At 70.9% G+C, this 13,384-nt stretch carries 10 protein-coding genes; 6 read left to right on the forward strand and 4 right to left on the reverse strand.

Annotation, left to right across the window (positions count from 1 at the left end; genetic code table 11):
• The first annotated feature begins 379 nt into the window (after nucleotides 1–379).
• The gene (locus tag IQ210_RS29550) at nucleotides 380–829 is read left to right on the forward strand and encodes a PTS sugar transporter subunit IIA (RefSeq protein ID WP_194082232.1); all 450 of its coding nucleotides are present in this window, start codon (nucleotides 380–382) and stop codon (nucleotides 827–829) included.
• A 79-nt stretch (nucleotides 830–908) separates the two neighbouring features.
• Entirely contained in the window at nucleotides 909–2,579 is a 1,671-nt protein-coding gene (gene ptsP / locus IQ210_RS29555) for a phosphoenolpyruvate--protein phosphotransferase (RefSeq protein WP_194082233.1), read from the forward strand.
• A 66-nt stretch (nucleotides 2,580–2,645) separates the two neighbouring features.
• Here ptsP and IQ210_RS29560 read toward each other — a convergent pair whose 3' ends face one another.
• Both IQ210_RS29560 and IQ210_RS29565 read right to left on the reverse strand, forming a co-directional pair.
• Complete coding sequence (locus IQ210_RS29560; protein WP_194082234.1) at nucleotides 2,646–3,539, reverse strand: hypothetical protein; 894 nt, start codon at nucleotides 3,537–3,539, stop codon at nucleotides 2,646–2,648.
• A 113-nt stretch (nucleotides 3,540–3,652) separates the two neighbouring features.
• Nucleotides 3,653–5,620 carry an acetoacetate--CoA ligase gene (locus tag IQ210_RS29565; RefSeq protein ID WP_194082235.1) on the reverse strand — a complete coding sequence of 656 codons (1,968 nt, stop codon included), beginning with the start codon at nucleotides 5,618–5,620 and terminating at the stop codon, nucleotides 3,653–3,655.
• A gap of 213 nt (nucleotides 5,621–5,833) precedes the next feature.
• On the opposite strand from IQ210_RS29565, the gene IQ210_RS29570 reads away from it, so the two are divergent.
• A complete protein-coding gene (locus IQ210_RS29570; RefSeq protein WP_194082236.1) occupies nucleotides 5,834–8,200 on the forward strand; it encodes a glycoside hydrolase family 31 protein in 2,367 nt (788 codons plus the stop codon).
• A 3-nt stretch (nucleotides 8,201–8,203) separates the two neighbouring features.
• On the opposite strand, the gene IQ210_RS29575 is transcribed toward IQ210_RS29570, so the two are convergent.
• Both IQ210_RS29575 and IQ210_RS29580 read right to left on the reverse strand, forming a co-directional pair.
• Nucleotides 8,204–8,761, reverse strand: coding sequence for an NUDIX domain-containing protein (locus tag IQ210_RS29575; protein ID WP_194082237.1), 558 nt, complete (start codon nucleotides 8,759–8,761; stop codon nucleotides 8,204–8,206).
• Between the two features lie 25 nt (nucleotides 8,762–8,786).
• Complete coding sequence (locus IQ210_RS29580) at nucleotides 8,787–9,596, reverse strand: M15 family metallopeptidase (protein WP_194082238.1); 810 nt, start codon at nucleotides 9,594–9,596, stop codon at nucleotides 8,787–8,789.
• Nucleotides 9,597–9,694: 98 nt separating this feature from the next.
• Between IQ210_RS29580 and IQ210_RS29585 the strand changes: the two genes are divergently transcribed.
• The 3 genes from IQ210_RS29585 to IQ210_RS29595 all read left to right on the forward strand — a co-directional run bounded on the left by IQ210_RS29585 (nucleotide 9,695) and on the right by IQ210_RS29595 (nucleotide 13,073).
• A complete protein-coding gene (locus IQ210_RS29585; RefSeq protein ID WP_194082481.1) occupies nucleotides 9,695–10,123 on the forward strand; it encodes a Zn-ribbon domain-containing OB-fold protein in 429 nt (142 codons plus the stop codon).
• Nucleotides 10,120–11,310 carry a lipid-transfer protein gene (locus IQ210_RS29590; RefSeq protein WP_194082239.1) on the forward strand — a complete coding sequence of 397 codons (1,191 nt, stop codon included), beginning with the start codon at nucleotides 10,120–10,122 and terminating at the stop codon, nucleotides 11,308–11,310. The genes IQ210_RS29585 and IQ210_RS29590 overlap by 4 nt, the downstream gene beginning before the upstream one ends.
• Before the next feature lie 122 nt (nucleotides 11,311–11,432).
• A complete protein-coding gene (locus IQ210_RS29595) occupies nucleotides 11,433–13,073 on the forward strand; it encodes an EAL domain-containing protein (RefSeq protein ID WP_194082240.1) in 1,641 nt (546 codons plus the stop codon).
• Nucleotides 13,074–13,384 lie beyond the last annotated feature (311 nt).

A 13,384-nucleotide genomic window follows, 5' to 3' on the forward strand; every position in this document is an offset into this window, starting at 1 on the left:
GAGAGACTCTCTCAGGCTTTCCTCCGGGCGCTTCCCTTCGGTGTTCCAAACTCTATCAGTGTTTTTCCGGCCCTCTGACCACCCTCCCGCAGGCATGCAGAAGGAGATCCAGAGATAGGATCTGACAAGTTGGTTGCTGCCTGGCAAGGACGCTTGGTGGCGTCGCTCAACCCCGGGCAGGAGTACGACTGTACACGGGGCTTCGGAGCACACGCAAATCGATTTGGGCTATGGTCTAGACCACCTGTGGCGACGGTGCAGCGGGGTGGCGGGCTCTCACGCGGAACCCGTACTTCATATGACATACCCTGCTGAACAGTGCGCCGTCCGGTACAGGCAGTGACGGCCCATTCAGATCTCCACCCCTGGGAGGCTTCCCATGACCACCGTGACGTCCCCTCTTGCAGGACGCGCCATCGGACTGGCCTCAGTGCCCGATCCGGTCTTCTCCGGGGCCATGGTCGGCCCGGGCACGGCGATCGACCCCGTACGTGAGCCTTCCGAGGCTGTCGCGCCCGTCGACGGAGTCATCGTCTCGCTTCACCCGCACGCCTTCGTCGTCGTCGACGACCAGGGCCACGGCGTGCTCACCCACCTCGGTATCGACACCGTGCAGCTCAACGGCGAGGGTTTCGAGCTGCTCGTGAACAAGGGCGACACCGTGACGCGCGGCCAGAGCGTCGTGCGTTGGAACCCAGCTGCCGTGGAGGCCGCCGGCAAGTCGCCGATCTGCCCGGTCGTGGCGCTCGAGGCCACGGCCGAGGCCCTCTCCGATCTGCGTGACAGCGGCGACGTTAAGGCCGGCGACAGCCTCTTCGCCTGGGCATGACGTCAACGCCGTCGTATGACGGCATGTAGTGGCAACCACCGCGGCGGCGGGACCCGCCGCACTATCGGAGACGGGTGAGATGGAAGCAACGCTGCGAGGCGTCGGCGTGAGCCACGGTGTGGCCATCGGCGAGGTTCGGCACATGGGAACGGCGGTTCTCGAACCGCCTGCCAAGCAGATTCCGGCGGAGGACGCGGAGCGCGAACAGGGGCGCGCCCGCAAGGCCGTGGAAGCTGTGGCCGCCGACCTGATTGCGCGCGGCAATCTGGCGGGTGGTGAGGCCCAGGCCGTGCTCGAGGCCCAGGCCATGATGGCTCAGGACCCGGAGCTGATGGCGGACGTCGATCGGCGTATCGCCGTCGGCAGCACGGCCGAGCGTGCCGTGTACGACGCGTTCGCGGCGTACCGCGAGCTGCTGGCGGGTGCCGGTGAGTACCTCGCCGGTCGGGTCGCCGACCTCGATGACGTGCGGAATCGTATCGTCGCTCGTCTGCTCGGGGTGCCCATGCCGGGTGTCCCGGACAGTGACGAGCCCTATGTCCTGGTGGCGCGTGATCTGGCCCCCGCCGACACGGCTCTGTTGGACCCGACACTGGTTCTCGGTTTTGTGACCGAGGAGGGCGGGCCGACCAGCCACAGCGCGATTCTGGCGCGGGCGCTCGGTGTCCCGGCTGTTGTCGCTCTGCCGGGCGCCGGTGAGCTGGCCGAAGGCACTGTGATCGCTGTCGACGGCAGCACCGGCGACATCTTCGTGGAGCCGAGCGAGGAGAAGAAGGCGCAGTTGGAGGCCGCCGCTGCCGAGCGCAAGGCGGCGCTCGCGGCGTCGACCGGGCCGGGTGCCACGGCCGACGGTCACAAGGTGCCGCTGCTGGCCAACGTCGGTGGTCCGGCGGACGTGCCGGCCGCGGTGGAGGCCGGTGCCGAGGGTGTCGGTCTGTTCCGTACGGAGTTCCTCTTCCTGGACGACAGCAAGAACGCCCCGTCGGAGGAGAAGCAGGTCGAGGCCTACCGGCAGGTTCTCGAGGCTTTCCCCGAGGGTCGTGTAGTCGTCCGTGTGCTGGACGCGGGCGCGGACAAGCCGCTGGACTTCCTGACGCCTGGCGACGAGCCGAACCCGGCGCTGGGTGTGCGGGGTCTGCGCACGCTGCTCGACCACCCCGAGGTGCTGCGCACGCAGCTGACGGCCTTGGCGAAGGCTGCTGAGGGGCTGCCGGTCTATCTCGAGGTCATGGCCCCGATGGTGGCGGACCGTACGGATGCCAAGGCGTTCGCCGACGCGTGTCGTGCGGCGGGGTTGCAGGCGAAGTTCGGCGCGATGGTGGAGATCCCGTCGGCCGCGCTGCGGGCGCGGTCGATTCTGCAGGAGGTCGAGTTCCTGTCGCTGGGGACGAACGACCTCGCGCAGTACACCTTCGCCGCGGACCGTCAGGTGGGTGCGGTGTCCCGGTTGCAGGATCCCTGGCAGCCCGCGCTGCTCGACCTGGTCGCGCTGTCCGCGGAGGCGGCGAAGGCCGAGGGCAAGAGCTGTGGTGTCTGTGGTGAGGCCGCGTCCGACCCGCTGCTCGCCTGTGTGCTGACCGGTCTGGGGGTCACCTCGCTCTCCATGGGTGCGGCGTCGATTCCTTATGTACGGGCGACTCTGGCGAAGTACACGCTGGCGCAGTGCGAGCGTGCTGCCGCTGCCGCGCGTGCTGCGGACAGTGCCGATGAGGCGCGCAATGCCGCTCAGGCGGTGCTTTCCGGCGAGTAGTCGGTCTCGCTGCCGGTTTTTTGATGGAGGGGCGCTCCACCTTTCGGTGGGGCGCCCTTCTTCTGTTCAGTGGCGGTGTCCTGGCGTCGGGCCCGCCGGTCCGAGGTCCGGCGGTACGCAGTAGTCGACGTCGGATTCCGGTGAGATGAGGTCGCCGGATTCGATGTCGGTGCAGTAGGCGTCGAACACCTCGCCCGCGGTGAGGGGCTCGAGGCCTTCGCCGCGCAGCCGCCAGCCGTAGATGCGGTCGGCGGCGCCGGGTGCGCTCGTGCGCATGACGAGCCCGCCGGGGCTCTGGGTGGCTAGGCCGAGGGCGAGGACCGTGGTGAATTCAAGGGCTTCGGCCTCGTCCAGTTGGACGGCTCCGTCGGCGTCCGTGTCCGCGTGGAGGACCGCGACGAGTGTTTCGGGTGCTCCCGAGACGCTGCAGACGAGGTGTCGGTTGCCCGGAGGCGCGGTGTCGAGGATGCGGACGAGAAGGCCGGAGGCCCAGGTGAAGGCTGCTCGGCCGATGTCCTCGCCGCAGGAGGCGCAGGCGCCGAGGCGGGCCAGGAGTGTGGAGGCGTACTCCCAGGTGGCCTGGCGGACGGCTTCGTCGATCAGAGCCGGGACGAGGTCGGCCAAGGGGCGGCCGTCGTACGGGATGGTCGGGCCCGTGGCGGCGAGTTCGGCGGTGAAGCGGGTGCGGCTGGACGGGATGTCCGGGTCGAGGCCGGTGTCCGCGCAGAAGTCGGCGTACTCCTCGGGGTCGAACAGGGCGACCGTGGTGTGGCTGCCTTGGGAGGCGCGGGTGCGTAGGAGTGCCTCGACCTGTTGGAGATAGCGGCTGTGGTCGTCGAAGGTGAAGCTGCGGTAGCGGCGCATGGCCCGGAAGTCGTGCTCGTCGGTGAGCACGCCGATGGTGCCGGCGATTTCGCGGCGCAGGACGCGTCGCATGGTCTGGTGGTCGGTGTGTGCCATTTTTCCCCCTGTGCACAGTCGATCAATGCTCACTCACAGTAACCGGCGGCACTGACAACGGGGGTCGGCTGGGGATGCCGCCGCCGGCGCGGGGCGTCGGCGGCGGCATCGGATCAGGCTCGTTTACGGGCCAGGTTCTCGTAGAAGTGGAGCAGGTCGAGGTTGTCGATGGAGCCCGGGTTGACGGCCTTCTCCAAGGGGGTGCCCTGGAGCAGCCGTTTGACGGGGACCTCGATGCGTTTCCCGGTGAGGGTGTGCGGGATGCCGGGCACTTCGATGATCTCGTCGGGGATGTGGCGTGGCGAGAGCTGTTCGCGGATCGTCTGCTTGATGCGGCCGAGGAGGTCGTCGTCCAGCGTGGTTCCGGGGGTCAGGTGCACGAAGAGGGGCATCCAGTAGCCGCCGTCGGGCTGTTCGATGCCGATGACGAGGGATTCCTTGATCTCGGGGAGGCGCTCGACGGCTTCGTAGATGTCGGCCGACCCCATACGAACGCCCTGGCGGTTGAGGGTCGAGTCGGAGCGGCCGTGGATGACGACGGAGCCACGGGAGGTGATGGTGATCCAGTCGCCGTGGCGCCACACGCCGGGGTAGGTGTCGAAGTAGCTGTCGTGGTAGCGGCTGCCGTCGGGGTCGTTCCAGAAGTGGATCGGCATCGACGGCATCGGGTTGGTGACGACGAGTTCGCCGACCTCGTCGACGAGGGGCTTTCCGCTGGGGTCCCAGGACTGGAGGTCGGTGCCGAGGCCGGCTGCCTGGAGTTCGCCGATGTGGACGGGGAGGGTCGGGACGGCGCCGGCGAAGCAGGAGCAGACGTCGGTGCCGCCGCTGACGCTGGCGATCCAGAGGTCGTCGCGGACCTCATCGTGCAGCCAGCGGAATCCGTCGGGTGGCAAGGGTGAGCCGGTGGTGGCCACGCACTGGACCTTGGACAGGTCGAAGTCGCGGCCGGGGTGTACGCCTGCTTTGCGGCAGGCCATGACGTACGCGGCCGAGGTGCCGTAGAGCGTGGCCCCTGTGCGTTCGGCGATCCGCCACTGGGCGCCGGTGTCGGGGTAGCCGGGACTGCCGTCGTAGAGGACGATCGTCGTGCCGGTGAGCAGGCCGGAGACGAGGAAGTTCCACATCATCCAGCCGGTCGAGGTGTACCAGAAGAAACGGTCCTCGGGGCCGAGGTCGCAGTGCAGGCCGAGTTGTTTGAGGTGTTCGACGAGGATGCCGCCCTGGGACTGGACGATGGCCTTGGGAAGGCCGGTCGTGCCGGAGGAGTAGAGCACCCACAAGGGGTGGTCGAAGGGCACCTGCTCGTAGGTGGGTTCCACCTCGGCGCTCGTCAGGGCGGACCATTCCAGGGCGCCCTCGGGGGCCTCGGTGCCGAGGAGCGGGATGTGGACGACGGCGCGCAGGGTGGGTAGTTCGCGGCGGAGTTCGGCGACGGTGTCGCGGCGGTCGTGTTCCTTGCCGCCGTAGCGGTAGCCGTCGACGGTGAACAGGACGACGGGTTCGACCTGCTGGAAGCGGTCGAGGACGCTGCGGGCGCCGAAGTCAGGGGCGCAGGAGGTCCAGACGCCGCCGACCGCGGCGGTGGCGAGGAGGGCGACGACGGCCTGCGGGATGTTGGGGAGGTAGCCGCTGACCCGGTCTCCGGGGCGTACGCCGAGGGCGCGGAGTTCGGCCGCGAGGGAGCCGACCTGGCGGCGCAGTTCGGACCAGGTGACGGGGCGTGGTTCGTGGGTCTCGTCGACATACAGGAGGGCCGGTTCGTCCGCGCGGGTGGTGGCCGCGCGCAGGGCGTGTTCTGCATAGTTCAGGGTCGCGCCGGGGAACCACTGGGCGCCGGGCATCGAGCGGTCGCCGAGTACGCGCGCGTAGGGGGTGGAGAACCGTACGTCGAACCATTCCGTGACGGCTTTCCAGAAGGTGTCGAGCTCGTCGACCGACCAGCGGTGCAGTGCGGGATAGCCGCCGTCGGAGGGGGCGCCATGGTGTTCGGCGGCCCAGGCCTGGAACCTGGTGACCTGTGCCCGTGCGATACGTTCCGGATCGGGCTGCCAGAGCGGCTGGGGGTTCACGGTCGACATGGGGCGGCTCCCGGACTGTGCGCGTCGTGTGCGTCGTCCGCGCACGGGCGGGGTTGTGCGCGTGACACGGATGACACGGACGATGCCATGTGATCGACTTCTGCACCAGGGTGCGCCCCACATAGTCCGTGTCGTGAAGATGTGGTCCCGGCACGGGTGAACGGCAGTTGAACGACACGCGCGCGTGGGGCGGTCAGTGGCAGGGTGAACAGCATGAACGGTCGTGACCTGGTGCGTTCGATGAAGGCGGTCGGTTCGGCGGGGGCGGCCCAGAGGTTGCGTACCGTACGGGCGGCTTGGCGTACGCGGCGTGCCGATGCCGCCGGGCTGCCGACGCGGGGAGCCGAGCGTGCGCGCGTGCCCGGGCCGGTGCAGGACGTGGAGCCGGGGCCCGGGGGTGGTGTGGTCCGGTTCAGCCGTTCCGAGCTGCGGATCACGGTGGCGGTGAACGGGGCGGTGTTCTGGGGCTGGGACGGGGCGGGTCCCGAGCCCTCGTACGCCTTGGCGGGCCGGTCTCCGGAGCCGGACCCGCGGGCGGTGCTGGAGCCGGACAAGGACGGCGGTTGGCGGGTGGTGGCCGAGCGGGCCACGGTCGTCGTCTCACGGCACGGTGCGGTCGAGGTGCAGACGCCCGGTGGGGTGACCCTGCGCCGGGATCTGCCGCCGCGCTGGTGGGAGCCGGTCGACGGGGGTGCGGCGCGCTGGATGCAGCGGTCGGAGGTCTCGGCGGACGCCCGCTTCTTCGGGCTGGGCGGGCGGGCCTCGGGGCCGCGGCTGCGGGACGGCACGTACCGGCTGTGGAACACCGACCCCGGCCATGCCTTCGGGCCGGGTGATGATCCGCTGTACCTCACGATGCCGGTGCAGCTGGTGGTGGCCGACGCGGCCACGCACCTGGTGTTCCACGACACCACGTGGGACGGCACGGTGACCTTGCGGGAGGGCGAGGAGGGTGCCGGTTCCGGGCATGACCGGCCCGGGACGAGCGAACTGCGGATGTCCGGCGGTCCGTTGCGCTGCTGGGTGATGGTCGGCACTCCCGCGCGCGTGCTGCTCGCCTGGGCCTCGCTCACGGGGGCGCCGGCGCTGCCGCCGGCCTGGGCCCTGGGGTACCAGCACGCGCGGTGGGGGTTCGGGAGCGAGCAGGAGGTGCGGCGGATCGTCGCGGGCTATCAGGAGCGCGATCTGCCGTTGGACGCCGTCCATCTGGACATCGACCACTTTGACGAGCACCAGGTGTTCACCGTCGACCACGACCGCTTCCCCAAGCTGCCCCAGCTCGCCGAGGATCTGCGGCGGGACGGGGTCCGGTTGGTGTCGATCGTGGACCCTGCGGTCCGGGCTGAGCCCGGCAATGCCGTGTACGACGCCGGGACGGTCGTGGACGCGTTCGTCCGGGACGGGGCGGGGCAGGTGGTGCGGGGCGAGGTGTGGCCCGGGGAGTCGGTCTTTCCCGACTTCACGCACGCGCGCGTGCGTGAGTGGTGGGGCGGTCTGTACGAGGAGCGGCTCGGACAGGGGTTCGCCGGCTTCTGGCACGACATGAACGAGCCCACGTCCTTCGCGGCCTTCGGGGAGACGACGCTGCCGCGTTCGGCCCGGCATGCCCTGGAGGGGCGGGGCGGCGACCATCGCGAGGCGCACAACGTTTACGGACTGTGCATGGCTCGGGCCGCCTACGAGGGCCTGCGGGACCTGGCCCCGCGGGAGCGGCCGTTCGTGTTCTCGCGGTCCGGGTGGGCCGGCCTGCAGCGGTACGGGGGCACGTGGTCCGGTGACGTGGCGACGGGCTGGCCCGGGCTGCGGGCGTCGCTGTCGTTGGTCATGGGGCTGGGGCTGTGCGGGGTGCCGTACTCGGGGCCGGACGTGGGCGGGTTCGACGGGAGTCCGTCGCCCGAGCTGTTTCTGCGGTGGTTCCAACTGGGCGCGTATCTGCCGCTGTTCCGCACGCATGCGAGTCTGCGGGCGGGGCGCAGGGAGCCGTGGGAGTTCGGGCCCGAGGTGTTGGAGCACGCGCGCGTGGCGCTCGCGGAGCGTCGGCGGCTGTTGCCGTACTTCATGACGCTGGCGCATCTGGCGCGGCGCACGGGGACGCCCTATGTGCGGCCGTTGTGGTGGGGCATACCGGAGGACCGGGCGCTGCGCGACTGTGAGGACGCCTTCTTGCTGGGTGACTGTCTGCTGGTGGCGCCGGTGCTCGACCCGGGTGCGGACCGGCGTGCCGTGCAGTTGCCGCGGGGGCGTTGGTACGACACGGCGACGGGGCGGGCGTACGACGGGCCGGGGCAGATCCTGGTGGACGCGCCTTTGTCGCGGATTCCGGTGCTCGCGCGCGCGGGTGCCGTCCTTCCCGTGCGTGGGGAGGACGGCGGCCTGGAGCTGGAGGTGTGGGCGCCGGCGCGGGGACGGACCGGTGGCGGGCTGGTCGTGCCGGATGCGGGTGACGGGTGGGAGGAGCCGGAGATCGAGCGGTACGTCGCCCGCTGGCAGGGGCGGAAGGTGGTCGTCGAGCGGGAGGGTGAGGACGGCGTGAGCGCGCCGCCTCACCCGGTGCGGGTACGAGGTGTCGAGGAGCGCTGAGGCTCAGACGTACCGGCCCTCGAACCAGGCGCGTACCGCGCGTGTGTGCAGGGGGAAGGCGAGCTCCTCGGGCCTGCGCAGGAGGTGCCAGCCTTCCGTCTCGTCCGTCGCGGCGGACGCGGGCAGGCTCTCCGCCGGGCGCTCGGGCAGGGACCCGAACAGCAGGAGGTGCCCGTCGGGCGAGCTCATGGCGTCGACGAGGCGGACGTCGCGGCTCGCCGCGTCGATGCCGGTCTCTTCCTTGAGCTCGCGGACGACGGCCTGGCGCCAGTCCTCACGGTCGTCGATGTAGCCGCCGGGCAGTGCGATGCCCCCGCGCGCGGGGGCGACGGTGCGGGTGATGACGACGAGGCTGGTGCCCTTGGTGTCGTACACGGGCTGGAGGGCCACCGCGACCGGGAGCGGGTTGCGGTAGGCCACGGTGGCGCAGGCGGGGCAGGTGCGGGGCCAACCGGTGACGCCCTCTCCGAAGGGCGTTCCGCAGCTCGAACAGTGGGAGTCGGGCGCGGAGTTGGGGTGGGGTGTTGAGTTTCGGACACGCGGCGGACTGTATCCGATCATCGGAGGGGCGTCTTCCGGGGGCGGCTCAGTGTTTGCCTGAAAGGGACTTCCAGGACACCGGGAAGTCGAAGTAGGTGTCCGGGTAGGGCTCGGGCTTGTAGGTGTAGTGCCACCATTCCTCGGCCAGGTTCACGAAGCCGAGGCCCTCCAGGGTGGACTTGAGCAGGAGCCGGTTGGCGCGCTGTGTGCCCTGGATGCGTGGGTCGAGGGTGTGGGCGAGCGTGTCGAAGCAGTCGAATCCGGTGCCCATGTCGACGGAGTTGTCGGGGAAGCGCTGGTCCTGGGGTGCGTAGCAGGGTACGAGGGTCTCGCCCGGGTGGTAGGGCCTGGTCGGCTTCGCGGGCAGCCGCACGATGGTCAGGTCCATGGTCGAGCCGCGGCTGTGGCCGGACTTCTCCGCGATGTAGCCGTCCGCGAAGAGGCGCGTCTTGTCGACGTTCGGGTAGAACTCGCTCTTCATGGCCTGGTCGTCGAGGTCCTCGGCCCAGCGCACGAAGTGGTCGACCGCGCGTTGCGGGCGATAGCAGTCGTAGACCTTGAGGCTGTAGCCCTGCTTCAGCAGCTTTGCCTGTGCCTTGTGGAGGGCCTCGGCGGCGGGGCGGGTGAGGATGCAGAGGGGCTGCTGGTAGCCGTCGATGCGCTCGCCGACGAAGTTGTGCGGGGTGAAGTAGCGCATCTCCTGGATGATCGTCGGGTCCACGGTTCTGAGCGCCACGAAATCCTCGGGCGCCTTGGGTTCCGGGGTCGCCCGGGCGGTCGTGGAGACGGCGGTCACGGTCAGCAGGGCGGCGAGTGCGGTGCCCAGCCCGCGGAGTGCGCGCGAGAGTCGTGTCATGCCTCTGCCTCTGCCCATCCCGGGTCTCCCGTGACACACTTCTGACGTTCCGTCAGATTTACTGCCGGGGAGGGATCTTGTCGTGTTCACGCACTCCTGTGGTCGAGGGATGGTTCGGCGGCGAGGGGGACGCGTTCCGCCTGTTGGGCACCCGCTGCTCCGCCTGTGCCGCCGTCTTCTTCCCCCGCGAGGACGTCCATTGCCGCAATCCGCGGTGCGCGGGCGGCGAACTGGTCGAGGTGCCGCTGTCACGACGCGGGCGCGTGTGGTCCTACACGGACGGCCGGTACCGGCCTCCGTCACCCTATGTGACCGATCCGGAACTTCCGTGGGAGCCGTACGCGTTGATCGCTGTGGAGCTGGCAGCAGAGCGGATCGTGGTGCTGGGGCAGGGGGTGCCAGGGCTGACTGTCGCCGATCTGGCGGTGGGCATGGAGGTGGAGGTCGTGCCCGGTGTGCTCCATGAGGACGCGGAGACGGTGTGGACGACCTGGCAGTGGCGGCCGACAACGGGGGTGAGGGCATGACAGATGAGGTGGCGGTGCTCGGCGCGGGGATGCATCCCTGGGGCAAGTGGGGGCGGAGTTTCGTCGAGTACGGGGCTACGGCGGCCCGCGCGGCGCTCGCCGACGCCGGGCTGGAGTGGCGGGAGGTCGGCTCGATCGTCGGCGCGGACACGGTGCGTGGCGGTTATCCCGGGTACGTAGCCGGGGCGACGTTCGCCAAGGCGCTGGGCTGGCAGGGGGCCCGGGTAACGAGCGTGTACGCGGCGTGCGCTTCAGGGGCGCAGGCGGTCAACGCCGCGCGGGCGCAGATCCTTTCGGGGCTGGCGGACGTGGCGCTCGTCGTGGGGGCCGACGCGGCGCCCAAGGGGTTCTTCCGGCCCGCCGGCGGGGATCGGCCCGACGACCCCGACTGGCTGCGTTTCCGTGTGCTCGGGGCGACCAACCCGACGTACTTCGGGCTGTACGCGCGGCGGCGGATGGCCGTCCATGGGGACACGGTGGAGGACTTCGCGCAGGTCAAAGTGAAGAACTCCGCCATGGGCGCGCTGAATCCGTACGCCCGCTATCGCAAGCGGGTCACCGGTGACGAGGTCGCCGCCTCCGCGGTGGTCGCCGAGCCGTTGCGGCTGCTCGACATCTGCGCGACCTCGGACGGCGGGGCCGCGCTGGTGCTGTCCAGCATGGAGTTCGCGCGTCGCCATGGCGCGGCGGAGCCGGTGCGCATCCGCGCGGTGTCGACGGTGACGCCGCACTACCCCAACACCGTGCTGGACCTTCCCGACATCGCGACGGACTCCGCGGTGGCGGTGGAGCCGGCCGCGCGGACGTTCCGGGAGTCGATCGCCGGGGCCGCCTACGAGGAAGCGGGCATCGGCCCTGAGGATCTCTCGCTTGCCGAGGTCTACGACCTGTCCACCGCCCTGGAGTTGCAGTGGTACGAGGACCTCGGGCTGTGCGGCGCGGGTGAGGGGGCCAAGCTGTTGCGGGAGGGGGCGACGGCCCTGGGCGGGCGCATACCCGTGAACCCGAGCGGAGGGCTGGCGTCCTTCGGGGAGGCCGTGCCGGCGCAGGCGATCGCCCAAGTGTGCGAGCTCACCTGGCAGTTGCGGGGAACTGCGGGCGACCGGCAGGTGGCCGGGGCCCGTGTGGGGATCACGGCGAACCAGGGACTGTTCGGGCACGGGTCGGCGGTGGTCGCGGTGCGGTGAAGCGGGGTTGTGCGGGCGGCACGGCAAGGGCTTTCGCGTACGCTGCGTGATCACCTCGGAATCCTGCGTGAACGTCTCATGAACTGCGCTCGGGCGTGCGCCCGCGGCGCCATCATGCTCCCGTGCACTCCTGGACGGATACTCTCCGCTTCGCCTTCCAACCGGTGGTCAACCTGGCGACCGGCGCGGTCGCGGGGCTGGAGATACTCGCCCGCCCGGAGACCGGCGACGTCCTCGCCGAGGCCCGGCGTGATCCGGAACTCGACGGCAGGCTGGCGGTGTCGGCGGTCCGCGCGGCCGCGCGCAAGGAGACGTTGCTTCCTCTGCACGTCAACGTGTTCGCGGCGACCCTCGCCGACCTGGGCGGCCTCACGCCGCTGCACACCGCGGTGCGGGAGGCGGGCAGGCTGCCGTGGGAGGTGACGGTCGACATCTCACCGCCGTACACGCACGTGCCGCAGCAGGCGCTCCTGGAGGCCGTGGGCGCGCTGCGCGGGCAGGGTTTCCGGATCAGTGCGGACGGGGTCGGGGACGGCGACGTACCGCTGCGGCTGCTCACGGACCTCGCGCCCGACCTGGTGAAGCTCGACGCGTCACTGCTCGCGCGGCCCGCGGCGGTGCGGGCGATGCGCACGCTGTGCGAGCAGCTCGGGGCGCTGTTGTCGGTGGAGGGGGTGGAGACGGAACTCCAGTGCGCGGCCGCGGTGGCGGCCGGTGCGCAGCTGGCGCAGGGCGAGTTGTTCGCGCCGCCGGCCCGGCTGCCCGCCGCGGACGTATACGTTCCGCCCCGCTCCCCCGGTGCCGCCTCGCTGCCGCGGTCGGGGCCTTCGGTGCGGCAGTTCGTGCGGCCCGCCGCGCTGTTGCCCGTCACCGCGTCGGCGGGCCATGTGCGGGCCCTGCTGACCGGGTCGCCGGAGGTGTCCGGGGTGCTGCTCGTGGACGCGCACGGGGTTCCGGTCCGGTCGGTGCACCGGTCCCGGTTCCTGCTGTCGATGTCCGGGCGGTACGGGCACGCCCTCTATGCCGACCGGCCCGCCGCCAAGCTGGGCGACGTGCCTCGCACGGTGGGTGTCGACGCCACCGCGTGGGAGGTCCTGGACGTGGTGGCGGTCGGCGGGCGGGACCGTACGTCGGACGATGTGGCCGTCGTGGACCGGTACGGCCGGTGCGTGGGCGTCGTACGCCTCGCGGACCTGGTGCGGGCGCTGGCCGAGTCCCGGGTGGAGGAGGCGGCCGGGCTCAATCCGCTGACGCGGCTGCCGGGCTCGGACGCGATCACGGGCGAGGTGGACCGGCGGATCGCGGACGGGCGGGCGTTCGCGCTGAGCTGGCTGGACGTGGACCACTTCAAGCAGGTCAACGACGGCGCCGGCTTCGCGGCGGGCGACGAGCTGATCCGGTCGGTGGGGCGGGCGTTGCAGCGCGCGGCGTCCGACAGCACGCGCGTGGGTCATATCGGGGGCGACGACTTCCTGGTCCTGGCCGATCCGGAGGGGTTGGATCCGGTGGCGGCGTCCGTGCTGGACGCGCCTTGGTCGGCGGGCGGCCGTCCCGTGTCGTTGTCCCTGGCCACGGTGGTGTGCACGCCGGGCGGCGTCACGGACCACCGGCAGGCGGCCGCGTGTCTCGCGCCCCTGAAGAAGGCCGCGAAGGCGCTGCGCGGGACGAGTTGGGTGCTGGGGCACGCCGGGCTGCCCGGGCACGAGATCCGGCGCGGTGCGGAGGCCGCCGCCGCCCCGGCGGGGTTCCCCGGCCCGCTCTGAGCGCGGCTCCCCGGCGTGTCGGGGGGCCGCCTTCAACCGTTGTCGTCCGCGTCCTTGACGCTCCCTGGACACCGGTGAACACTTCCGATGTCAGTCGACATCGCCGTACATTCTCGGCGTATCCACGCACTGCGCCATGCGGGCACAGCTGCTCCAAGGCCCGTTCCCCCACGGGCGATTCGACTGCGACGGCACGCTCGTCACGGATGCCGGGCGGGGCGCGGGACCTCCTCGTCCCCGGCTGAAGTAGCCGTGGGAAACGCACCCTGCACGGAGGACCGGGGTCGAACACCCCGGGCCGGGGCCAAGGA

Origin of the sequence: Streptomyces justiciae (genome assembly GCF_015163075.1) — a bacterium.
GTDB classification, from domain to species: Bacteria; Actinomycetota; Actinomycetes; order Streptomycetales; family Streptomycetaceae; genus Streptomyces; species Streptomyces justiciae.